Origin of the sequence: Halobacterium salinarum DSM 3754, from assembly GCF_008124605.1 — an archaeon.
Lineage (GTDB): Archaea > Halobacteriota > Halobacteria > Halobacteriales > Halobacteriaceae > Halobacterium > Halobacterium salinarum.
In genome coordinates this window covers 18,794-41,106 of record NZ_VRYN01000007.1, presented here as the reverse complement: position 1 = coordinate 41,106, position 22,313 = coordinate 18,794, and the positions used below count along the sequence as shown (strand labels likewise).

Below are 22,313 nucleotides of genomic sequence, written 5' to 3'. Positions count from 1 at the left end.
CGTGTTGGGTGTCCCGCACCCGCACATTAAGTGTGATCATTTATCGCCACACATTCCGCGCGATCCCCGCGGACCTATCCGCGGTCGTGCATACGGGACGGCGGTGGAGACCGCAACCGTAAACTCCACCCCGGACACCGGTAGGGACATGACCTTCCCGGACACCACCGCCGAGCGCGCGTGGACGGCGGCCGTCGGCTGTGTCGTCGTTGCACTCGTCGGCGGGGCAGTCGTGTTCCCGGACACTGTCTACGGCGGGTTCGTGTGGCAGTACTTCTGGGGGCCGGTCGTCGCGGACGCACAGGGCGCACACTGCGCCGCCTGGAACGGCGGTGCCGTCGAGTTGCTCGCGACGAAGGGCGCGTGTGCGGGCGCAGGCGGCCCGGTCGCGTACCCCGGGTACACGCTGGTCTCGGAGGTCGGATACGCGGCCACGCTGCTCGGGGCGCTTGTGGGCGTACACTTCCTGCTTGAGCGATTGCGCATCGCGGACAGCCTGGCTCTGGTGTACGCGTTGACCCCGTTCGTGTTGCTTGGTGGCGTGGTTCGCGTCGTCGAGGACGCCAACAACGCCGCCGAGCTGTTCGGCACCACCGGCCAGCCGTTCCTCTCGTACCCCGCCAACACGCTCATCATCAGCCCCGTCATCTACGTCGTGATGTTCGCGGTGACGCTCGTGGCGGTCGTGGCCGCCGTCGCCGTCGCCCGCCGGACCGACGCCGTCGAAACGTACCACCGGCCGCTGGCCGGCATCGGGTGTGTGTTGCTGGCCGCGACGCTGCTGGGGCTGGGCGTGCTCGCCGCCAGCCACGACTACATCACGTTCATTCCGGTGTTCACCGTGCTCACGCTGGGCGGTGCGACCGTCATCACGGCGGTCACCTGGGCGGCCGCGCGGCGCTGGCTGCCCAGCGTGACCAGCGGCACCGAAACCGTCGGCGCGGTCGTGCTGTGGGGCCACGCCATCGACGGCGTCGCGAACGTCGTGGGCCTCGACTGGGGCGCTGAGCTGGGGTATCCGCGCGGCGACCTGATCTCCAAGCACCCGCTGAACGCGTACATCGTGGACGCAACCAACGCCGTGCTGCCGCAGTCGGTCACCCACCTCATCGGCGACACGTGGCCGTTCATCCTCCTCAAAGTCGCGGCGGTCCTGTTCGTGTTGTCCCTGTTCAACGAGGAGCTCCGGGCGGACGCCCCCCGGTACACCACGCTGATGCTCGTCGCCGTGCTGGCGGTGGGCCTCGGCCCCGGCACCCGAGACATGATCCGGGCCACGTTCGGCATCTAGCCTCACCCGGTCACGGGAACGGATGGAACCGGCGGTCGAGGCGCGGCTCGAATCCGAGCGTCGACGGCACGGTGCGGGCGCGCTCGCCGAAGCGCGGCTCGGAGACGAACAGCGGCTGGGCGGCCGGCACCAGCACGCGCACCGCCTCGAAGCCGGCGGCGTCGATATCCCGGGGTGTGAGGCGCGCGCCGTAGGCGTCCAGGCCGGCGTCGGCAACCGCGTCCAGGACGGCCGTGAGTTCTGACGCCGGGTCGGTCGGCGGGTCCGCCGGCCCCACAGTGTCGACGGGCACGGTCGTGTCGGCGTCGATGAACGCCTCGGCCGCGGGCGGTCGGTCGGCGTACGCGCCGATCGCGCCGGACTCCTGGCTGGCCGGCTCGGGCCCCAACGCGCGCAACTCCATCCAGTTCTGGAGGGCTTCGGCGAGCGCGTCGGCGGCCGCCGCCTCGGCGTTGAGGTCGGCCGCCGACCCCACTGCGAACTGCGGCCACGCCTCCCGGTGGACCGCAACAGCGACCACCGGCACGTCGACGTCCTGGGTGCACAGCAGCGGCGTCACGGACAGCGACTCCGCCCGGGCACGCCTGGCCAACGCGGCGAACGCATCGGCCGGCGTATCGTCGTCGGCGGTGTCCGACGGCAGCGGGACCGCAAGCGCCAGCGGCTCGAACGTCGAATACCACGCCAGCATCGTGGCGTCGCGCTCGATCACCTCGTAGAGCCCCGACAGCAGGGCGTCCGCGCCGGCGGTGCCGAGCCCCAGCCCGGTCGTGATGGGATGACCGCTGTCCGGGTTCGGTGGCGGGAACACCACGCGGGGCGCGGGCAACAGCGCGTCCGTCCCGGTCTGCAAGTGTTCGCCGCGCACCCACTGGGTTGTGTCACCGGCGGCACCCGACGCCGGCCTCACGAACGCCGACGGCGGGACGGCGGCGTCGTGATCCGGCGTGTGCGTTTCGAACTCGCGGGTCCGGTAGACGCCCGCGCTGTACCGTTCGAGCGCCTCCCCCACCGCGCGCATGTACGCGGCGTTCCAGTCCTGATCGACACCGGCGGCCTGCTGGGCCGCCGTGGCGTCGCTGAACCCGGACGTGTCGGCGCCGTGGGCCAGATAATACGGCGTGGGGAATGACTCCCGCTCCCCCACCTGGGAGACGATCCCGACGCGGTCGTCGACGAGGGGGTCGGCCGCCGCCAGCGCGTCCGCAAGCGGCAGCGACGCCCCATCGCGGGGCACCGCCGTGTCCTGATCGGCCGGCGCGCACGCGCAGCCAGGTACGGGCGCGACCGTGCGCTCGGCGTGTGGCACCTCGATCACTGTGCCCGGCGATGCGGTGCCGCGAAGCGCGTCGACGGCGAGCCGGCCGGCGTGCGCGCCCGCCAGCCGGACAGCCGGCCGGTCAGCGGCCGCGTCATCGGCGCGCGACGGCGCCGCTGCCTCGACGCGCTGGCACAAACACTCGAAACACGGTCCCGCTGGGGAGAGCAGTGCAACACCGGCGTCCACGTCGGCAAGCGGGACGCCACCGAGCCCGCCGACCTCCACGGTCACCAGGGGCGTGTCGTGCTGTCGTGCGGTCGCCGCCGTCCCGCGAACCCCCGCAGCGCCCGCGACGCCCACGACCACACCGAGGTCCGCGCCCGCAACCCCGTCGGTGATGGCCGCAGCACAATCGGCGAGCGCACTCTCAACGGCCCCGACCGCCGGCCCATCACCGACCACGGCCACCACCGGGCCGTCGTCGGCACCACCGCGATCAGTCATCCGTCCAGGCCTCTGTTGGCATGCCTGCTGGGAGACGCGGCGACGCCAAAACAATAGGGATTGCGCGAGCGGGTTACGCCAGCATCGACTCCGCGACGTTCGCGAACTCGGGGGCCGGCGCGTCTTCGAGGCGGTCGTCGGCGAGCTTCAGCCGCAGCCGGGGTCGCCCGACGTCGATCGGGACTTTCTCGGTGTCGACCAGGCCGAGATCCTCGAGTTTGGTCTTCGTCCGCGAGAACGTTGCCTTCGACGCGATCCCCACGTCCTCGCCCCACTTGCTGATGTCGTAGAGGAGCTCGCGGTTCTTCGCGGCGACCAGCAGGCTGATCGTGACCTCGTCCAGGCCCTCGCCGTCGCCGCGCGCCGTCTCAAGCGACGCGAGCACGTCGTCGAAGTCGTCGCCGACATCGGCGTTGATGTCGTCGCCCAGCGTCTCGCGGACGCGGTCGATCGCGGGCGTGCGGAGCGCGAACTCGTCGGCGGCCGCCCAGTCGGTGTTTGCGGCATCGTACGCCGTCTCGGCGAGATCGTCGTCGTCGGTGGCCAGCCCGCCAACGAAGCGCCCGGTTTCGAGCAACGCGATGGCGCGCTCCTCGGTGACGAGCATCGGCGATCGGTTCTCGACGTCGACCGTGCGAAGCGCCAGCGACCCGTCTTCGACGAGGTTCGCGGCGGTGCTCGCCACGATGAAGTCGTCCATGACGTCTTTGAGCGTCCGTTCGTCGGCGAGTACGCGCAGCGTCGGCAGTGGGGTGTCGTAGTCGTTTGCGGCCTCGACGAGCGCCTCGACGGCGTGACGGCTCGGATCCACGACGTAGAGCTCGTCGGGGTCGTCACCGAACACTCCCTCCAGGGTGTCGGCGACAGTTGTACCAAGAAGATTTGCTGTCATCTCTACCCACCGGTATGGTGTGTGGCTATTTAATTTTATCGGACGCATGCGGTGGAAAACGCGGTTTTTCGGATGGTTCAGTCGAAGTCCCCGCAATTCTGTTGGGCAGGACGGACGACCGCCGCAGCCTCGTCGGCCCAGTAGAACTGTCCGTCGAGCACGACCGGGGCGTCCACCCGTGGCAGCGTCCTGGCTAACTCGGTTGCGGACGCGGTGAACGTCACCTGGTTGCCGCCGAGTCGCCGGTTCCCACCGGCCAACAGCGGTGCCGGCGTGCCGCCGCCGTGATTCGCCATGGAGTGATCCGTCCACGCCACCCGGTACTGATCGCCACCGTCGACCGCGTCGACGTGTGCAACGCCGGTCTCGCGGTCGTCAGTCACCGCAAGCGTCTGCGTCCCATCCCCGACCACGGCGTAGTCTTTGCCCATGCGGATCCGGCGCCGTGCCAGTCGGAGCGCCAACGCGATCGGGAACCCAGCCAGCAGCAGCCGGGCGAACGCCGTGCCGACTTTCGCGGCCTGGGCGTCGAGGACCTTCCGCAGCGTGACCGCACCGGCGACACTGCCCCCCTCCACGAGCGCCAGTCCCTCGTGGAACGACCCGCACGCGTTCAGGAAAAACGTCTCGACGTTGAGCGCCGGCAGATCCGCGACCGACACGTGGCCGTCGGCACACCGCAGCCCGTCGACCGCGCAGTGGCCGATGTAGTGGACGAACTCGTGGTGGGTGGTGAGCACCTCTGTCAGCTCGGTGCGCGTGAGCCGCTCGTGGAGCGTGACGTCGATCGGGAGGTCCCCGGCGCGCGACTCGTAGATGTCCGCGACTGCGTCGTGCTCGCCGGCCATGTCGCGGTCGTTGAGCACGACCGCCACGGAGATCGCGTCCCGGTCGGCGTCGCGCTGGTATTCGTCGTGGTTGCGGTACGATGCCGGATGTGATTTGAACGCGTCCACGGGGATCCCGTCGGCCAGCCACCCCTGCATGCGACCCGGGCGGTCGACCGGATCGACCATCTCGACGCTCGCCACCGGCCCCGGTGCGCCCCGGTAGAAGTCATCCAGCGACCGCGAAACGAGTTCTTGGCGCTCCAGGCTGGCCGTTTCCGGCGGGAACACCAACGCCAGCCGGTCCAGTAGGTACGGCAGCGTCGTCGCGTGCTCGTAGGTGGGCGCAACGTGCATCCCGAGATGCCAGTCCGGAACCCGGTCGGCGACACGCTCGAAGGGGGTCTCCAGGTACGCGGCGAGCCGGCCGGCCGGCGACGCCGCAGCCAGCCGGGCCGGGTCCAGATCGAGGTCGTCCAGCAACGCCGTCTCGGTCGCGCTCGGGCCGTCAGTGGTCGCCTCCCGAACCAGGCAGTCGAGCCAGAACACCCGCGAAAGCACCGCTGGCACGGCAGTCGGCGGGTCATCCAGCGGCCACACGACACCGTGGTCGGGGGCGCGCAACACCGGGTCGGCGTCCGGCGCGACGGTCACGGTCGCGCCGAGGTAGAACGCCAGCGGCGCGGTCACGAACACCGACCGCAGCGACGACGGCAGGCGCACCTCGATACCGGTCGCTGGGGTTGCGTTCGCGACTGCGTCGGGAATCGAGTAGGTGTCGCCGAACGCGATGGCCGGCGGTCGCTGCCGGTTTGACTGCAGGCTTCGTGCTGGCCCCATGGTCTCGTGGGCGGCCCCAGCGTGCGTGATGCTCGCCGCAACGCCCGCGATCGACCGCGGGACGGTGATGGTGTCGGGTGCCGACTCGGTCACGCGCCGACCGCCCGGCGACTGCCGCTTGGTCACGTACCAGCCCGGTTCGACGCCATCGCATATATTTCTATCGTGGCACAAACAGGACGCCACTGCGTGCGCGCGTGCTCGGTAGACTTATGGCCCGTGCGCCACCCCCTGAGAGTATGGCTTACGACGAGGTTCGGGAGGTCGACCCGGAGGTCGCCGACGCGCTCACCGGCGAGCGCCACCGGCAAAACGACACGCTCGCGATGATCGCCAGCGAGAACCACGTCAGCGAGGCGGTCATGGAAGCCCAATCCAGCGAGCTCACGAACAAGTACGCCGAGGGGTATCCGGGGTCGCGATACTACGGCGGCTGCGAGTACGCCGACGACGTCGAGGAGCTCGCCGTCGCGCGCGCCAAGGAGCTGTTCGGGGCCGATCACGTGAACGTCCAGCCCCACAGCGGGTCGTCGGCGAACATGGGCGTCTACTTCGCCACGCTTGCGCCCGGCGACAAGATCCTCTCGCTGGATCTCACCCACGGCGGCCACCTGAGCCACGGCCACCCCGCGAACTTCGCGGGCCAGCTCTACGAGGTCGAGCAGTACGAGGTCGACGCCGAGACGGGGCGCCTCGACTACGAGGCGCTGCGCGAGCACGCCGACGCGTTCGAGCCGGACATGATCGTCTCCGGGTTCTCGGCGTACCCCCGGGAGGTCGAGTGGGAGCGCATCCAGGCGGCCGCCGACGCCGTCGGCGCGCTGCACATGGCCGACATCGCGCACATCACGGGCCTGGTGGCGGCGGGCGAACACGCCTCCCCGGTCGGCGTCGCGGATTTCGTCACCGGATCGACGCACAAGACCATCCGGGCGGGCCGCGGCGGGATCGTGATGTGCGACGAGGCGTTCGCCGACGACATCGATTCGGCGGTGTTCCCGGGCGCGCAGGGCGGCCCCCTGATGCACAACATCGCCGGGAAGGCCGTGGGGTTCAACGAGGCGCTCGACCCGGCGTTCGAGGAGTACGCCGCGCAGGTCGTGGAGAACGCCGCCGTTCTCGGCGAGCGCCTCCAGGAGCACGGCTTCTCGCTGGTCTCCGGGGGCACCGACACACATCTGGTGCTCGTCGACCTCCGCGAGTCACACCCCGACATCTCCGGCGGGGACGTGGAGGGCGAACTGGAGGACGTCGGCATCGTACTGAACGCGAACACGGTGCCCGACGAGACGCGGTCGGCGTTCGACCCCTCCGGGATCCGCATCGGCACGCCGGCGCTGACGACCCGTGGCTTCGACGCCGACGCGATGGAGACGGTTGCGGACTGCATCGCGCGCGTCATCGACAACCTCGGCGACGAGTCGGTGTACGCCGATGTCGCCGACACCGTTGCGGACCTCTGCGAGCAGTACCCGCAGTACGAGTGACCTGACTGCGGGCGCTGTCCTCGCCACGTACGCTGCGAGCCGGCGACCGCCGACGCGAATCTGATGCACGCCCCACCCGGATAATGCATGTTTGTGGGTACAAGTAATCTGGAAAACACCAGTTTATGCATACACCGCCATATTCAAGGGCGGCCGCCGCGGACGGAGACGCATGACCGAGATCATCGACGGCGACGCCGTCGCCGCGCAACTGCGCGCGGACCTCACCGGGGCCGTCGAAACACTCGAAACCGCGGGTGTCACGCCACGGCTGGCGACCGTACTGATGAACGACAAGCAGGCCAGCGAGACGTACGTCTCGATGAAACAACAGGACTGCGAGGAGGTCGGGATCGCCGCCGAGGACGTCCGCATCGACCCCGAAGCGTCCGCCGACACGCTGTTCGACACCGTCGCCGAGTTGAACGCCCGGGAAGACGTCCACGGCATCCTCGTCCAGGACCCGACCCCCGATCACGTCCCGGACGAGCGCGTGCTCTCCGCGGTCGACCCCGCGAAGGACGTCGACGGCTTCCACCCGGAGAACGTCGGGAAGCTGGTCGGCGGCACCCCGCGCTTCAAGCCCTGTACGCCCCACGGCGTCCAGAAGCTCCTCGCACACCAGGGCGTTGACCCCGACGGCGCGGAGGTCGTTGTCGTCGGCCGGTCGAACATCGTCGGGAAGCCGCTGGCGAACCTCCTCGCACAGAAGGCCGCCGGCGGCAACGCCACCGTGACGATCTGCCACAGCCACACCGACGACCTCGCCGCGCACACCCGGCGAGCTGACGTCGTGGTCGCGGCCTGCGGGGTTCCCGAACTGATCGACGGCGACATGCTCTCCGGAGACCCGGTTGTCATCGACGTTGGCATCAACCGCGTCGACGCGGACACCGAGAAGGGCTACGAACTCGTCGGCGACGTGGACTACGACTCGGCGGAGGCGGCCGCCAGCGCCATCACACCGGTCCCTGGCGGTGTCGGCCCGATGACGCGGGCGATGTTGCTGTACAACACCCTGGCGGCCGCCAGCGAGCAGACCGGCGTTGCGGTCGCGCTCCCCTGACCGCCAGCGGCCGCGACCGGACTGTTCTCAGTTGTCACCCCAGCGCGTTCAATCGTGTCCGGGCGCGCTCGATCCCCGCCTCGTCGCCGCGGAGCGCGTCCCCGATCGCCCGCACCGCCGCCACGAGGCGGGCGCTGTCCTGGGGGTCCACCTCGCCGTCGAGGGCGTCCACTCGACGACCGTGCTCTCGCGCGCGCTCCAGGAGGTCGCGCTCGGGCATCGGCACGTCGCCACCACAGTACGCCCGAACGTCCGTCCGGTAGGCGTCGACGGCCGCCGCAGCCGCCAGCCCCCGGGGCCCCCGCAGCGACGCCGGCACCGCGGCAGGTGTGGGTCGGTCACCGTCGGCAGCCCCGTGCAGCAACGCAACCACGTGGCGCTGTTCGTCGTCGCTGATCGCGTGTTGGCCCGCGAGCACCACCCCGACGCGCCACAGCTCCGCGGCGGCGAGGTAGGTGTCGTCGAGGTCCAGGAGGGTGCCGCCGGAGACGAACCCGCGGGACCGACAGTACTCGCGGCACGCCTCCGTCGCGGGTTCGAGGGCGTCGAGCACGTCCTCGGAGCCCGCACGCTGGGCCGCGGTCAGGTCGAGGGCGTCGGCGGTATCGGTGTGCGTTTCGCGCTCGCCGACGCCGACGCTCCGGCGGCTCCCGCAGCTCGGGCACTCGACGCTCCCGGTCTCGAAATACGACCAGCGCGTCCCACACGACTTACACTCGCGCTCGCCGCGCACGTCCATACTCCGGCGTTGGCCGGGTGGCGGGATAACTCCGGTGGCTCGGCGTCTGACAGACCACCGACCTATTTCCCGCGGCGTCGGGAACCCCGGCATATGCCATCACGTGACCCCAAAGCGACGGCCACCGAGTTCGCCGCCCGATTCGCGGCCGAAGACGCGGCCACCGCCACCGAGGCCGCCGCACTGCTCTCCGAGACCGGACGCGAGGCGGTCCTCGACGCGTTCTCAGCGGGCCTCCAGTTCGGCGAACTGGACGCCGAAGACGCCCTCGAAGAGTTCCGGTACGGGCTGTACGGCCAGTACGGCGAGTCTGCGGGCGTCGGCGACGTGACTACCGATGATGGCGAGGTATCGGTCGAACTGGTGTTCGCCGACGGCAGCCAGCACCTCGACCTGCGCGTCGCCGACGGCGAGGTCGCCGACTTCGCGCTCCCCAGCGAGTACGAACCGCCGGCATACGCCGACACCGACGCCTTCACCGAGCGCGACGTGACCGTCGACGCCGGCGACGTGGCCCTCGACGGCACGCTCGCAGTTCCCGACGGCGACGGTCCGTTCGCCGGCGTGGTGCTCGTCCACGGGGCCGGAATTCACGATCCCGACGGGACGGCCGACGAGTCGAAGCTTCTGCAGGACTTCGCGTGGGGGCTGGCGACCGAGGGTATCGCGGCCCTCCGGTACGAGAAGCGCCTGCACGACCACGACGTGGCCCCTGAGGAGCACACGCTCGACACTGTCGTCGTCGACGACGCGGTTGCCGCCCTCGACGAACTCGCGAGCGCCGATACGGTCGACGAGGACGCGCTGTTCGTCGCGGGCCACAGTCAGGGCGGGCTGGCCGCGCCCCGAATCGCCGACAGACACGGGGGCGTCGCGGGTGTCGTGTCCCTCGATGGCCCGAGTGGGACGGAGCCCGACCCCGACGACGTCAGGCACCTCCGGTACTTCCTCGAACCGGACGGCGACCTCGACGAGGACCAGGAAGCGCTCCTGGCCCAGCAGCAGGAGACCGCCCCGCGACTGGTCGACCGCGACTACGAGCCCGACGAGGTGCTCAGAGACAAGCCGGGTCGGTGGTGGGACAGCGTGCTGGACTACGACCCGGGCGCGCTCGCCGAGTCCATCGACGCGCCGGTGTTCGCGCTGAAGACCGGGCGCGCCGACCCAGAGGCGCAGCCCGAACTCGTCGAGATGCACCGGGAGCTGCTGGCCGACTGGCGCGACCTGGACCTCGGGGAGGCGGGCCGCGTCGCGTTCTACGACGGGCTCGGGCACTACTTCCAGACGGGCCACGAGCCGTCCACGATGACACACCTCCAGTTCGCGGACAACGTCGCCGAACACGCCGTGCGTGACGTGGCGGAGTGGGTCCGGGGCGTCGCCGACACCTGACCCCATTGACGCGATCCCCACGTCGAACCGGCACGCCTCACGGGAGCGCGGTCTGACAGACCGAGTCTGTCCCATCGCCGGACTTATTGTGATATCGGGGAAACAGACTGCCACGATGCCGAGTTACACGCAGACTCCGGCCGCCGAGGATACCCGAAGCCGCAGCGATGCGGCTGGTCGAGAAATTCGCCGGCTCGCCTGACTGTTGGGCCGAACGCCGCGGCGACCGCGTGGTCGTCTCCGTGGACGGCGACGAACTGGTGCTCCCGACGGACGACGCCGAACAGCTACGGGACTCGCTTTCCGACGCGCTGACTGCCCGCGAGTCGTTCATGAACACGGCGGGCGTGCGGCGGCCCGACGGCAGTTACGTCGTCGAGCGCCGGGGCGCGGACTCCGCCGGGAACCGCAAGGTCTTCGAGAGCTTCGACGCGCTCCGGGGGCGCTGCCGGCGGCCCCCCGAGACGTTCACCGCCGAGGACCTCTCGGCCACGGGGCTGACGGCCGGCCGCCGACACATGGTGCTGTGGCACCTCGTCGAACACCCGGCGTTCCCGGTGGCGCTGGCGAGCCGCCAGCCGCTGACCGCCGAGAAGACGGCAACGGAGGTGGCCGAGCCGTAGTCTTTTGCCCGGCGCGGGCAACCGTGCCCCATGACGTTCTCTATCGTCGCGCGGGACCCCGAGACCGACGCGGTCGGCGTCGCCGTCCAGTCGAAGTTCGTGGCCGTCGGTTCCGTCGTCCCGTTCGCGAGCGCGGACGCCGGTGCCATCGCCACCCAGAGCCTCGCGAACGTCGCGTACGGCTCCGATGGCCTTGACCTGCTGCGGGCGGGACACTCGGCCGACGAGGTCGTCGCGGAGCTGACGAACACTGACGACGAGGCCCCACAGCGGCAGGTAGGGGTCGTCGGCCAGGACGGCTCCGTGGCGGCGTTCACGGGCGCGGAGTGCGTCGACCACGCCAGCGACCGGCAGGGCGACCACTACACCGCCCAGGGGAACATCCTGGCGAACCGGGCGACGGTCGACGCGATGGCCGACACGTTCGAGGACACCGACGGCGGGCTGCCCGAGCGGCTGCTGGCGGCGCTCCACGCCGGCAACGACGCGGGCGGCGACCAGCGTGGCGAGCAGGGCGCGGCCCTGTACGTCGCCAAGCCCGGGGGTGGCTACGACGGCGGAAACGACCGCTGGATCGACGTGCGCGTCGACGACCACGACCACCCCATCGACGAGCTCGAACGGGTGTTCCACATCTACGACATCACGCTGCTGGAGCGTGTCGCCCCCACTGAGTACCGCGAACTCGCGGGTGACACCGCCGAGTCGGTGCTGGCGGCGCTGTCCGGGCTGGGGTTCTACGACGGCGCTCCTGGCCGCGCGTTCGGGGACGCCGAGCGCGACGCGCTGGCGGCGTTTCAGGCCGTGAACAACTTCGAGAACCACGATCTGGCTGCCTTAGAGGACGCACTCGCACGCGGCTGGGCGGACGCCGCCGGCGAGGGCGAGGACCGCCTGGTGAACGCCATCTGGCAGGGGATCTCGCGGCTGGACCGCACGTAGCGGGTGGCCGGGCCCTCGGAGGGGGCGTTTCTTACTGCTGGAGTTGCTACCGGGTGGCATGCGCGACGAGGAGGAGATCCGCGAGCAGTACGAGTTCTTGGTCGAGGAGTTGGAGTCAGAGGAGATGAGCCACGAAGGCATCCGGGAGATGTTCACGTACTACCGCCGGGCGCTCGGATGGGCGCTCGAAGAGGAACACATGTAACCGCCGTATCACCACCGCCAGGAACAGATTTATGATGGTCGGTCACTTCGGATTAGGTGACGCTTCGCTTGGAGGGCCGAAGCGTCAGCGGGGACCAATTCAGGGCGGCTGCGGGGCCGGGGTTTCCGGCTCCGCATCCTTTTCCGTTGTGACGACTCGCGCAGCAGCGTCTGTATCCCGGCTCCGGATGTCACGCCGGCCGGCGCGGGTTCAGGAGATGTCGAGTCCGGTGTCGGTCGTCTCGCCGTCGGCACTGTGGTCGGCGTCGTCCCATTCCAGCTCGAACTCGATGCTGAGCTCGTCGGGGCCGCTGCCCCCCGTCGTCTCGCGTTCGGCTTTGACCTCGAAGTCGACGGACGCTGGCGGATCGACGGTTTCGGTGTCCCCGCCGGCCGACAGCGTGATCGTGTCGTTGTTCTGTAGGTTGTCCGCGACGGTGCGCAGGTAGGCGGCGACGTCGGCACGCGACTGCGTGGACTCGGATTCGAACAGGACGGTTTCTGTCATGTGGCCTCCAACGCGCCCAGCACGTATAACATCGCGGGCGAACCACCGGCCACTCGGCGCGCCACGAGTGAGATCACCCCCCGATTGAGGCCACCAGTCTTATACTCCGAGCCACGAAACTAGTACCGGATCCAAGACATATGCACGACTTGACAGGGTTTCAGCGAGACCTCTTGTACGTTGTTGCGGGGTTAGATGAGCCCCACGGACTGGCGATCAAGGACGAACTCGAACAGTACTACACATCAGAGATCCATCACGGACGACTGTACCCGAACCTCGACACCCTCGTCGAGAAGGGGCTCATCGACAAGGGCGAACTCGACCAGCGCACGAACTACTACACCCTCACGCATCGTGGCACCCGGGAGCTGGAGGCGCGCCGCGAGTGGGAAACCCAGTACGTCGGTCAGTCCTGACGGATGGTGGCTGCGCGGCTCGCGACCGCGGCGGTCGGTGTCGCCGGAAGCCTCGCGGTCTCTGTCGTCGCCTGGCAGGTGTTCGACCTGCCGGTGTTCGTCCTCGCGGTGCCGTTCGTGCCGTTCCTGTTTCGGCGGCGCGGCGAGGGGTCGTCACCCCGCACCCGACGGTGTCCCGAGTGTGGATTCACCACCCGGACCCCGTCGGTCACGCATTGCCCACACGATGGAACCGAACTCGATTAGGCCGCAGTGTCGTCCGGGTCGGCGGCGCTCTCGGGGTCGGCGTCAGACGCCGGCGTGTCGTCGGCGCCGGCGGGCACCGGCGCGATGCCCTCGCCCGCAACCAGCTCCGGGAGCACCAGCCGGGCGAAATGCACCACGAACACGAGCACCATCGGACCGAGGAAGATGCCGTACCAGCCCCAGATGAGCGGTCCGAACACGTACGCCAGCATCACCAGGCCCAGGTGGAGGTCTCGGCCCGAGACGTAGGGGCGCACGACGAGATCCGGGATGAAGTCGATGACCACCGCTGCAACCACGCCGAAGACGGCGACGAACCCGTAGCCACCCCCGCTTCGGGCCGCAGCGACTGCCAGCCACCCCAGAAGCGGGATCCACACCAGCTTGATCCCGACGACGGGGATCAGGCTCGCAGCGCCCGTCAACAGCCCCATGAGCGTCGGATACGGGATCGACAGACTGCTGGGGAAGACGATCTGCAGGACGTTGAACGTGATCGACGCGATCACGCCGGTGATGAACGCGAACAGGATGTTCCCGAAGAAGATGTTCGAGAAGTCGGCGTCGATGGCGGCGGTGTACGCGCGCACGACGCCGTCGCTGTCGGCGAACCGGCTGTGGAACCACTCCGCCAGCCGCGTGTCGTCGCGCAGCAGGTAGAACGCGATCGTGATCACGGCGAACAGGTGGACGAACGCGGTCCCGAGGAAGCCGGCGTACTGGCCGGCGCTGCGCAGCGTGGTGTTGATCGCCGCGCGGACCGACGGCTGGCCGAGCAGCGACTGTGGGTCTTGGACGGCCCTCGAAACGTCGACGTACGGTTGCACGAGCGCTTCAACGGTCGTGAGGTCGATCTGGGGTGCGTTGAGCACTCTCGTGAGCTCTTGAATCCCGACCGCGGTGGTGTAGGACAGCAACACGACCACCGGAAGTGCAAGCACCAGCAGGGACACGACGGCGGCGACCGATGACGACCGCAGATGGCGGTCCACTCGGCGGTACACCGGGCGTGTGGCGTAGTACAGGAAGAACCCCAGGACGAACGTTCCCACGAACGTGTACACGACGTACACGAGGGCGGCCGTCAGCGTGGCGCCGATGGCCCACCACGCCGCGCGGCCGCGATCGATGCGCGTGTCTCCCATACGTTTGGCACCGCCGGTGCGTGCATAAATCCCTGCTGTCTCCGGACCGTCGGACGGAAGCGTTTACTCGCCGGCTCCCCGAGGCGTTCGCATGACGACGTTCCTGGCCGGGGGGACGGGCACGCCGAAGCTCCTCGCCGGCGCCCGCAGGGTGTTCGACCCCGCCGAAACGACGGTTGTCGGGAACACCGGCGACGACGTGGCGCTCGGCGGACTGCTCGTGTGTCCGGACCTCGACACTGTGCTCTTCGAGGGTGGTGGCGTTCTCGACCGAGAGACGTGGTGGGGGATCGCGGACGACGGGTCGACGACCCACGACTACCTCACGGACCTCGCCGCCGCAGCCGACATCGACCCCGATACGCCCCGGTATCTGCCCGACGACGCGCAGACCGCCGGCCGCGACATCGCGCGCTGGCGGCGGTTCTCGGCCGCCAGCGAGTTCATGTTCATCGGCGACCGCGACCGCGCCGTACACACGCTGCGCGCGGGCCTGCTCGACGAGGGGCACACGCTCACCGAGGTCACCCGCCGGCTCGCCGACGCCTTCGATCTCAGCGTCGACCTCGTGCCCATGAGCAACGACCCCGTGGCGACGATCGTTCAGACGCCCGACGGCGAGCAACACTTCCAGACGTTCTGGGTGGCCGAGCACGGCGACCCCACGGTCGAGGACGTGGAGTTCCGGGGTGGCGAGCGCGCGACCGCGGCACAACCAGCGATCGAAGCGATCCGGGATGGACCCGTGGTCGTCGGCCCCTCGAACCCCGTCACGAGCATCGGCCCGATGCTCGCTTTGGACGGCATCGCGGACGCACTTCGGGACGCACAGGTGGTCGCCGTCTCCCCGTTCGTTGAGGACGAGGTGTTCTCGGGCCCCGCCGCGAAGCTCATGGCCGCCGTCGGCCACGACCCGTCGACTGCGGGGGTCGCCGACGCCTACGACTTCGCGGACGCGTTCGTCCTCGACACCGCGGACAGCACCGACCTGGATCGGCCCGTGGTTCGGACGGACACCAGCCTCGACACCGAGGCCGACGCCGAGCGCGTCGCCCGCGCCTGCCGGGACGCGCTCGTGGCCGCCAGCGGGGAGGTGACCTGACGTGTTCGCGCCGCGGCTCGCGCTCGCCAGCCTCAGCGGCGAGGCGGACGCCGAGTGGGCGATGTCGGCGGGTGAACACGCCGGCGGCGTGTTCCTCGGCGGCATTGCCATCGACGAACCGACCCGGGAGGCCGCCCGGGCGATGGTCGACCGGGATCGCGAGGAGTTCCTGCCCGCCGATCCCGTGGCGTGGGTCGACGACCAGCTCAGTGAGCTCGACGACGCGTTCCTGCGGCCGGCCGTGAACGTCCGGGCGGTGCGCCTCGGCCCGCTGCGCGATGTCGCCGCCGTCTGCGCCGCCCACGACGCCATCCTGGAGGTGAACGCGCACTGCCGGCAGGACGAGCTGTGCGACGCCGGGGCCGGCGAGACCTTACTCCGGGACACCAGCCGGCTCTGCGAGCAGGTGCGGGCGGCCAGCGACGAGGGCGCCGCCGTCTCCGTGAAAGTGCGGGCCGGCGTGCAGGGCGTCCACCTGCCCGTGCTCGCGCAGGCCATCGAGCGGGCCGGCGCGGCTGCGATCCACGTCGACGCGATGGACTCCCGGCGGGTCGTTCGGGACGTCGCCGACGCCACCGCCCTGTTCGTCGTCGCGAACAACGGCGTTCGAACACGGGACGACGTCTTCGAGTACCTCTCGTACGGCGCGGACGCGGTCAGCGTTGGCCGGCCGAGCCGCGACCCCGAGCGCGTGCGCGCCGTCTACGCCGCCGTCAAGGAGTGGCTGCTGTGACGCCCATCCGAAGGGTGGGCTGTCACGGCGCGCGTGGGTCGGTTCTGCAGTAGGCCAGCGGAGCCACGCACAGCGTGGCCGGCCACGCGATGTCGGGACGTTCAAATCCGCGCGCCCACAATCCCACTGTATGACAGGCGACGACGCCGACGAGACGCACGAGAACGTCGTGCCGGGCTCGGATGAGGACCTCGACACGCCCGACGTTCGGGGCTACGACTTCAGCGGTGAGTTCGACTTCTTCGAGCTGCTCGACTCGTACGCGACGACCGGCTTCCAGGCCTCCCACCTGGCTGACGCCGTCGACATCACCCGGGAGATGCGCGAGGACGACGCCACGATCTATCTGACGCTCACGTCGAACATCGTCTCGTCGGGGCTGCGGGAGGTCGTTGCCCACCTCGTGCGGGAGAACTACGTGGACGTCATCATCACCACGTCGGGCTCGCTGACCGAGGACATCATCAAGACGGCGAAACCGTTCAAGATGGGCGAATGGGACGTCGACGAGGCCGCGCTCCGCGAGGAGGGGATCAACCGCCTGGGCAACATCTTCGTGCCGTCGGACCGCTACGTGTGGCTCGAAGAGTATCTCTACGACTTCTTCGAGGAGTTCTTCGCCGACCAGAAGGTCCGCACCCCAACCGCGTTCGCCCGGGAGCTCGGGGCGACGTTGGACGACGAGGATTCGATCCTGAAGAACGCCGCCGACAACGACATCCCCGTGTTCTGCCCGGCGCTCACGGACGCCGAGATCGGGAACTTCCTCTACTACTACCGCCAGGGCTACGACAGCGAGGTCGGAATCGAGATCCTCGACGACTACGACGCCCTCATCGAGGAGGGGCTGTTGGCCGACACGACGGGGCTCATCTGTGTGGGCGCGGGCGTGCCGAAACACCACGCGATCATGACGAACCTGTTCCGCGGCGGTGCCGACTACGCGGTGTACATCTCCACGGGCATGGAGGGCGACGGGTCGCTGTCCGGCGCACCGCCCGAGGAGGCGGTCTCCTGGGGGAAGATCAAAGACGAGGACGCGGAGCCGAACTACGCGCTGATCGAGGCCGAGGCGACGCTGGTGTTCCCCCTGCTGGTTGCGGGTGCGTTCGAGAACCCGTAACGTCGGCGTCCGACGGCAACGGGGGCTGTTGGAGCGCTGCACGCGAAGCGAATCCTTTTAACGAGCGGCGGGGCAAACGGGCTGTATGGCTATCAAGCCCGACTACGTCAAGAAGACGGGGAACATCCTCATGGAGCGATACCAGGATGCGTTCTCCCGGGAGGACTTCGAGCACAACAAGGACGCCGTCACGGAGCTGACCAACATCGAGTCGAAGAACGTCCGCAACCGGATCGCGGGCTACATCACACACAAGCGCAACTAGTACTGCGACCCAAAGTGGTATCACGCACTCCCACTGAAACGGGGGTATGACCACAGTTGGCGTACTCGGTGCGACCGGCGCGGTTGGACAGCGCTTCGTACAGTTGCTCGCCGGGCACGAGACCTTCGAGTTGTCCGTCGTGACTGCCAGCCCCGACAGCGCCGGTGAAACGTACCGTGACGCCGCGAACTGGGGGCTCGACACGCCGGTTCCGGAGTCCATCGCGGAGTTGCCCGTGCAGCCGACCACGCCGGCTGCGATCCCAGACGACACGGCCCTCCTGTTCTCGGCGCTGCCCAGCGACGTGGGGGCGGAGGTTGAGCCGGCCCTCTGCGAGGCTGGGTTCGTCGTCTCCTCGAACGCGAGCAACGAGCGCCGCGCCGGCGACGTGCCCCTCGTGGTGCCGGAGGTGAACGCCGACCATCTGGGGTTGATCGACGTGCAACGCGACGCGCGCGGGTGGGACGGCGCGCTCGTGAAGAACCCGAACTGTTCGACCATCACGATGGTCCCCACGCTGGCGGCCCTCACCGAGTTCGGCCTGGATCGCGTGCACGTCGCGACCCTGCAGGCCGTCTCCGGGGCGGGCTACTCGGGGGTCACGTCGATGGAGATCCTGGACAACGTCGTGCCCCACATCGGCGGCGAGGAGCGGAAGATGGAGACCGAATCCCGGAAGCTCCTCGGGGAGTTCACGGGGGCCGAAGTCCAACACCACGACGCCGTCGTGTCCGCCTCCTGCAACCGCGTCCCCACCTTGGACGGGCACTTGGAGAACGTCTTCGTCGAAACCAGCGACCACCCCGCGCCCGCGGACGTGGCGGCCGCCTTTGAGGACGCGCCGACACTCGACCTCCCGAGCGCGCCCGACCCGCTCATCGAGACCTTCACCGCCCCCGAGCGCCCGCAGCCCCGCCTCGACCGGATGCGCGGCGACGGCATGGCGATCGCCGCCGGCGGCATCCAGACCACCGACACCGGCATCCAGTACAACTGCCTCGCGCACAACACCATCCGGGGCGCGGCCGGCGCGAGCATCCTGAACGGCGAACTGCTCGCCCGCGAGGGCTGGGTCTGAGCGGCAGGCACACACGTTTGCGTTCGCCCGAGAACGCTGCGATATGACTCGCATCGAGTGGGCGTACACCCCTGCGACCAGTCGCGCACTCCGCGTCCTCTCGCTCGTCGGCGCGGGCGCTCTCGGGTCGCTGTTCGTCTGCTTCGGCGGCGCGCTCGTCTTCCTCGCGGCGCTGAGCGTGGGCACGCCGCTGGGATCGGAGTGTACGTCGCGCTCTTCGTGTCCCTGTTCGGCTGCCTGTTCGCCTGGCTCGGCTCCGTCGAGGGCTAGTCTACGCGGTTTTCGAGCGAGTCGCCGGCGTCCAGGCGGGAGAGGTTCTCGGCGACGATGTCGGCGAGTCGCGGCCAGTAGTCGGGCGTGTGGCCGGCGTTGTGTGGCGTCAACAGGACGTTCTCGAAGTTCCACAGCGGGTGGTCCTCGGGCAGCGGCTCGGGGTCGGTCACGTCGAGAGCGGCACCGCGGATCGACTGCCGGCGGATCGCCGTAACCAGCGCGTCGGTGTCGACGACGCCACCGCGTGCGACGTTCACCAGCACGCTTTCGGGAGGGAGCGTGTCGAACGCCGCGGCGTCGATGAGCCCGCGCGTGGTGTCGGTCAGTGGCGTGGCGAGCACGAGGTAGTCGGTGCGTGCGAGCGCGTCGTGGACCGCCGCGTCGTCGAACCCGATGACCTCGTCTGTCGGGCCGCCCTTCGATGGGGTGTACCGGACGCCGATGGTGTCGACATCGAAGCCCTGGAGGCGGTCGACGACTGCGTGCCCGATCGCGCCCAGGCCGACGACGGTGACCGTCGAGCCGCCGAGTTCGTGGGCCTGGTAGTGGCGGTACTCGCGGCGCTGCTGTCGCCGCCACCCCTCGTGGAGGTTCCGCGCGAACGTCAACACGGAGCCGAGGACTTGCTCGGCGATGCTGGGTGCGTGGATGCCCGCGGCGTTCGTCACCGCCACGCCGCGCTCGCGCAGCCGGTCCATGGGCAGGTGGTCGTAGCCGGCGTACGCACACGCGAACACGTCCAGGTTCCGGGCGGCGTCGAGGAGGTCCCGGTCGATCGCCGCACCGGTCACGACGCTGGCGTCAGCCACCAGGTCGCGCTCCGCGGCGGGCGTGCGGGCCACCGCCACGTCGCGGGTGGGCAGGCGGTCCCGGAGCGCGTCGGCGTACTCATCAACGGCCAGTCCATGCGTGCCCGTTCGCAGGACAACGACATCGGTCATGGCTGAGTGATCGGCACCCCGCGGTGTAAGCGTTCCGCGACAACCACCGTCCTCGCCGCTTTGCGAAGGGTTTTTCACTCACCTCCAATAGCATGACGTGATGAGTCAGCCACAGGGCCTCTCCTGTGCCGCCAAGCTCGCACGCGTGGTCCTCGACAACCGCGGCCCGCTGTCCCCCGTGGAAGTCGCCGACGAGGGCCGCCTCAGCGAGCCGCAGGCTCGTGACGCCCTCGCGGAGCTCGCCGACCAGGGCGTTGCGGAATGCGTTTGCGGCCTCTGTGAGTCCAGAGAGGAGATTTACGCGCTCACCGACACCGACCGCGGAGGTGGCTCCGGGCACGGCGAGTCGTAACCCTGATTGTTCGTGGCCTGATACCATGCGTGCACGCCGCTGTCCCCGGCCGAGTACGGCCATGCGGCCGCGATGACCGCCCGGAGAACCCCGGCGTGCGACATCACCGACGGCCGGCTGACGCCGGCACACGACGTCGGGGCCGTGTTCCGGTCCCGCGCCGCGGTGGCTTGCGCCGCCCCGGCAGTTGGCGGGGTCGACGACCCCGCCCGCCCGCCACGAGGGTTTCCCGGCCGACAGGGCGTGCCGCCCACGGATGAGGCCGGTCGTTAGTGTTGCGGGCGACACCGTTCCTTCGAACACCGTTTGACCGCCCAGCCTGCGCTGTAGGCGCGGCGTCAGCGCTCAGCGTCGCTGCCGGTGGACTCCTCGGAGAGCTCGGCGGCCACCTGTTCGGAGACCGCGTCCGGGACCCGCGACTCGACCTCGTCGCCGACGCGCGCTTCGGCTTCGGCCTGGACCTGTTCTTCGGCGGCCTCGGAGACCGCGTCCTGGATGGCGCGCTCGTAGATCGACATCTTCTCCCAGACGCGCAGAATATACCCGACCACCAGGCCGGCTTCGAACGCCGCAACCCGCGGGTCGAAGCGGTAGACGAGTACCGCGAACCCACCGATGAACAGCACGCCGTACAGCAACTCGATGTGGAACATCGTCTGCCAGCCGTGCAGCCGATTTCGAACGGACATACGGCCGGGGGTACGGTGGGCGGCGCAAAAAATCCACCAACCAGGCGGTCACTCGTCGTCGCTTGTGAGCACGCGTTCGGCGTCACGCACCGACTGCTCGATGTCCGACAGCATGTCCGTCTGCTGTTCGTTCGCGGCCGCGACATCGGCCGTTTCGTCGGCCACGGCGTCGGCGCGCTCGACCACCGTGTCGATCGCCGCGGAGATCTCCGCGGCGGTTTCGGCCTGCTCGTCGGTGGCGGCCGCGATCTCCGCGATGCCCTCCGCGGTCTCCCCGATCGCGCTGGCGATCGCGTCCTGGTTCTCGACGAGCTCCTCGGCGGCGGTGCGCGCCGAGGACACCTGATCGTTGGCCGCGGCGACGCTTTTCGCGGTTTCCTCGCTGTCGGCTTCGATGTCCGCGACCAGCGCCTCGATGTCGCCGACCTGTTGTTGGGACTGCTCGGCGAGGTCCTTGACCTCCTCGGCGACGACCGAGAACCCGCTGCCGTCCTCGCCGGCGCGGGCGGCCTCGATGTTGGCGTTCAACGCCAGCATGTTCGTCTGGTCGGCGATGTCGTTGATCACGTCCACCAGCTGGTCGATCTCGTCGAGGTGCTCGCGCAGCGACGCGGTGTTCACGCTGACCGTGTCCCCGGCGTCGGCGAACGCCTCCACGGCCGCCAGCACGCGCTCGGCTGCCTCCCGGGATGCCTCGGCCCGTTCGCGTGCTTCCGTGCTCCGCTGGCGCACTTCGTCGGCGCTGGCGGCGACCTCTTGGATGGTGGCCGACAGATCCGACACGTCGGCGGCGATGTCGTTGACGTCGCTTGCCTGTTCGGCGGCGAGATCGCTGATCTCCTGGCTGGCGTCGGCGACTCCTTCGCCGACGTCCCGCAGCTCCGTCACGGCCGCCTCCACGTCGTCAGTGAGCGTGCGCTGTGCGCGTTTCACGCGCTCGCGCTGTTCGACCACGTCGGTCACGATAGTGAGGACTTCCACGGCCCCGATCACCGCACCGTCGTTGTGCAGTGGGGTCGCCGAGGCCTTGGCGTGCTGGGCGCCTGCAGGCAGTTCCGAGGTTCGAACCGACGTCTCTCGGATCGCCTCGCCGCGCTCCAGGACGGCTTCGGCCAGCGTCTGGGTCTCCCCCTCGGTACCGAACAGCTCGATCGAGGGGGTGCCGACCGCGTCAGCGGCCTCGACGCCCGTCATCTCCACGATGGCGTCGTTCCAGAGCACGACCGTCCCGTCGCGGTCAACGACGAACAGCGGCTCCGGGAACGCCGTGAAAAACTGACTGAGTGCGCCGCGCCACACCTCCTCCCCCATGTCGTCGGCGTCCAGTGCGGCAATCGACATAGATGGGGTAGGAAAGACACATAAATAAGC

25 protein-coding genes are annotated in these 22,313 nt (G+C 69.4%); 16 read left to right on the top strand and 9 right to left on the bottom strand.

Annotated elements, in window-relative coordinates:
* Positions 1–148: 148 nt before the first annotated feature.
* Positions 149–1,291: a DUF63 family protein gene (locus APQ99_RS10490; RefSeq protein WP_010903025.1), complete on the top strand. Its 1,143-nt coding sequence runs from the start codon at positions 149–151 to the stop codon at positions 1,289–1,291.
* Positions 1,292–1,301: 10 nt separating this feature from the next.
* Here APQ99_RS10490 and APQ99_RS10485 read toward each other — a convergent pair whose 3' ends face one another.
* The 3 genes from APQ99_RS10485 to APQ99_RS10475 all read right to left on the bottom strand — a co-directional run bounded on the left by APQ99_RS10485 (position 1,302) and on the right by APQ99_RS10475 (position 5,741).
* The gene (locus tag APQ99_RS10485; RefSeq protein ID WP_049892506.1) at positions 1,302–3,056 is read right to left on the bottom strand and encodes a YcaO-like family protein; all 1,755 of its coding nucleotides are present in this window, start codon (positions 3,054–3,056) and stop codon (positions 1,302–1,304) included.
* A 73-nt stretch (positions 3,057–3,129) separates the two neighbouring features.
* Positions 3,130–3,948: a transcriptional regulator TbsP gene (gene tbsP, locus APQ99_RS10480; RefSeq protein WP_012289323.1), complete on the bottom strand. Its 819-nt coding sequence runs from the start codon at positions 3,946–3,948 to the stop codon at positions 3,130–3,132.
* A gap of 77 nt (positions 3,949–4,025) precedes the next feature.
* Positions 4,026–5,741 (bottom strand): CHAT domain-containing protein, encoded by a 1,716-nt coding sequence (locus APQ99_RS10475; RefSeq protein WP_012289324.1) that lies wholly within the window; start codon positions 5,739–5,741, stop codon positions 4,026–4,028.
* A 113-nt stretch (positions 5,742–5,854) separates the two neighbouring features.
* On the opposite strand from APQ99_RS10475, the gene glyA reads away from it, so the two are divergent.
* Positions 5,855–7,102, top strand: coding sequence for a serine hydroxymethyltransferase (glyA, locus tag APQ99_RS10470; RefSeq protein WP_012289325.1), 1,248 nt, complete (start codon positions 5,855–5,857; stop codon positions 7,100–7,102).
* A gap of 172 nt (positions 7,103–7,274) precedes the next feature.
* On the top strand, positions 7,275–8,168 hold the full coding sequence (locus APQ99_RS10465) for a bifunctional methylenetetrahydrofolate dehydrogenase/methenyltetrahydrofolate cyclohydrolase (RefSeq protein WP_010903030.1): 894 nt from the start codon (positions 7,275–7,277) through the stop codon (positions 8,166–8,168).
* 34 nt (positions 8,169–8,202) lie between these two features.
* On the opposite strand, the gene APQ99_RS10460 is transcribed toward APQ99_RS10465, so the two are convergent.
* Positions 8,203–8,907, bottom strand: a complete 705-nt coding sequence (locus tag APQ99_RS10460; RefSeq protein WP_012289326.1) for a DUF7117 family protein — start codon at positions 8,905–8,907, stop codon at positions 8,203–8,205.
* A 93-nt stretch (positions 8,908–9,000) separates the two neighbouring features.
* Between APQ99_RS10460 and APQ99_RS10455 the strand changes: the two genes are divergently transcribed.
* The 4 genes from APQ99_RS10455 (at position 9,001) to APQ99_RS12630 (ending at position 12,069) form a co-directional block, all read left to right on the top strand.
* A complete protein-coding gene (locus APQ99_RS10455; RefSeq protein ID WP_010903032.1) occupies positions 9,001–10,299 on the top strand; it encodes an alpha/beta hydrolase in 1,299 nt (432 codons plus the stop codon).
* A 167-nt stretch (positions 10,300–10,466) separates the two neighbouring features.
* Positions 10,467–10,922 carry a DUF7528 family protein gene (locus tag APQ99_RS10450; protein ID WP_010903033.1) on the top strand — a complete coding sequence of 152 codons (456 nt, stop codon included), beginning with the start codon at positions 10,467–10,469 and terminating at the stop codon, positions 10,920–10,922.
* 30 nt (positions 10,923–10,952) lie between these two features.
* On the top strand, positions 10,953–11,864 hold the full coding sequence (locus APQ99_RS10445) for a DUF1028 domain-containing protein (protein ID WP_010903034.1): 912 nt from the start codon (positions 10,953–10,955) through the stop codon (positions 11,862–11,864).
* A gap of 58 nt (positions 11,865–11,922) precedes the next feature.
* Positions 11,923–12,069, top strand: a complete 147-nt coding sequence (locus APQ99_RS12630) for a hypothetical protein (protein WP_010903035.1) — start codon at positions 11,923–11,925, stop codon at positions 12,067–12,069.
* Between the two features lie 210 nt (positions 12,070–12,279).
* Here APQ99_RS12630 and APQ99_RS10440 read toward each other — a convergent pair whose 3' ends face one another.
* Complete coding sequence (locus tag APQ99_RS10440; protein WP_010903036.1) at positions 12,280–12,576, bottom strand: amphi-Trp domain-containing protein; 297 nt, start codon at positions 12,574–12,576, stop codon at positions 12,280–12,282.
* A gap of 140 nt (positions 12,577–12,716) precedes the next feature.
* On the opposite strand from APQ99_RS10440, the gene APQ99_RS10435 reads away from it, so the two are divergent.
* On the top strand, positions 12,717–12,995 hold the full coding sequence (locus tag APQ99_RS10435) for a PadR family transcriptional regulator (protein ID WP_010903037.1): 279 nt from the start codon (positions 12,717–12,719) through the stop codon (positions 12,993–12,995).
* 3 nt (positions 12,996–12,998) lie between these two features.
* The gene (locus tag APQ99_RS10430; protein ID WP_010903038.1) at positions 12,999–13,241 is read left to right on the top strand and encodes a hypothetical protein; all 243 of its coding nucleotides are present in this window, start codon (positions 12,999–13,001) and stop codon (positions 13,239–13,241) included.
* On the opposite strand, the gene APQ99_RS10425 is transcribed toward APQ99_RS10430, so the two are convergent.
* Positions 13,238–14,386: an AI-2E family transporter gene (locus APQ99_RS10425; protein WP_010903039.1), complete on the bottom strand. Its 1,149-nt coding sequence runs from the start codon at positions 14,384–14,386 to the stop codon at positions 13,238–13,240. The two genes, APQ99_RS10430 and APQ99_RS10425, sit on opposite strands and share 4 nt — an antisense overlap.
* Before the next feature lie 91 nt (positions 14,387–14,477).
* Between APQ99_RS10425 and cofD the strand changes: the two genes are divergently transcribed.
* The 5 genes from cofD to asd all read left to right on the top strand — a co-directional run bounded on the left by cofD (position 14,478) and on the right by asd (position 18,687).
* Entirely contained in the window at positions 14,478–15,488 is a 1,011-nt protein-coding gene (cofD, locus tag APQ99_RS10420; protein WP_010903040.1) for a 2-phospho-L-lactate transferase, read from the top strand.
* A gap of 1 nt (position 15,489) precedes the next feature.
* Positions 15,490–16,221: a tRNA-dihydrouridine synthase gene (locus APQ99_RS10415; protein WP_012289327.1), complete on the top strand. Its 732-nt coding sequence runs from the start codon at positions 15,490–15,492 to the stop codon at positions 16,219–16,221.
* A gap of 130 nt (positions 16,222–16,351) precedes the next feature.
* Positions 16,352–17,344 carry a deoxyhypusine synthase gene (locus APQ99_RS10410; protein ID WP_010903042.1) on the top strand — a complete coding sequence of 331 codons (993 nt, stop codon included), beginning with the start codon at positions 16,352–16,354 and terminating at the stop codon, positions 17,342–17,344.
* A gap of 85 nt (positions 17,345–17,429) precedes the next feature.
* Positions 17,430–17,609: a 30S ribosomal protein S17e gene (locus APQ99_RS10405; protein WP_010903043.1), complete on the top strand. Its 180-nt coding sequence runs from the start codon at positions 17,430–17,432 to the stop codon at positions 17,607–17,609.
* 46 nt (positions 17,610–17,655) lie between these two features.
* Positions 17,656–18,687 carry an aspartate-semialdehyde dehydrogenase gene (gene asd / locus APQ99_RS10400; protein ID WP_010903044.1) on the top strand — a complete coding sequence of 344 codons (1,032 nt, stop codon included), beginning with the start codon at positions 17,656–17,658 and terminating at the stop codon, positions 18,685–18,687.
* A 266-nt stretch (positions 18,688–18,953) separates the two neighbouring features.
* Here asd and APQ99_RS10395 read toward each other — a convergent pair whose 3' ends face one another.
* Complete coding sequence (locus APQ99_RS10395; protein WP_012289328.1) at positions 18,954–19,901, bottom strand: D-2-hydroxyacid dehydrogenase; 948 nt, start codon at positions 19,899–19,901, stop codon at positions 18,954–18,956.
* Positions 19,902–20,001: 100 nt separating this feature from the next.
* Between APQ99_RS10395 and APQ99_RS10390 the strand changes: the two genes are divergently transcribed.
* Together APQ99_RS10390 and APQ99_RS12750 are read left to right on the top strand one after the other, a co-directional pair.
* Positions 20,002–20,253, top strand: a complete 252-nt coding sequence (locus APQ99_RS10390) for a hypothetical protein (RefSeq protein WP_010903046.1) — start codon at positions 20,002–20,004, stop codon at positions 20,251–20,253.
* A gap of 72 nt (positions 20,254–20,325) precedes the next feature.
* A complete protein-coding gene (locus APQ99_RS12750) occupies positions 20,326–20,526 on the top strand; it encodes a hypothetical protein (RefSeq protein WP_136361478.1) in 201 nt (66 codons plus the stop codon).
* Between the two features lie 65 nt (positions 20,527–20,591).
* Here APQ99_RS12750 and APQ99_RS10385 read toward each other — a convergent pair whose 3' ends face one another.
* Positions 20,592–20,942, bottom strand: coding sequence for a hypothetical protein (locus tag APQ99_RS10385; RefSeq protein ID WP_010903047.1), 351 nt, complete (start codon positions 20,940–20,942; stop codon positions 20,592–20,594).
* 48 nt (positions 20,943–20,990) lie between these two features.
* Positions 20,991–22,283, bottom strand: coding sequence for a methyl-accepting chemotaxis protein (locus tag APQ99_RS10380; RefSeq protein ID WP_227970875.1), 1,293 nt, complete (start codon positions 22,281–22,283; stop codon positions 20,991–20,993).
* Positions 22,284–22,313: the final 30 nt, after the last annotated feature.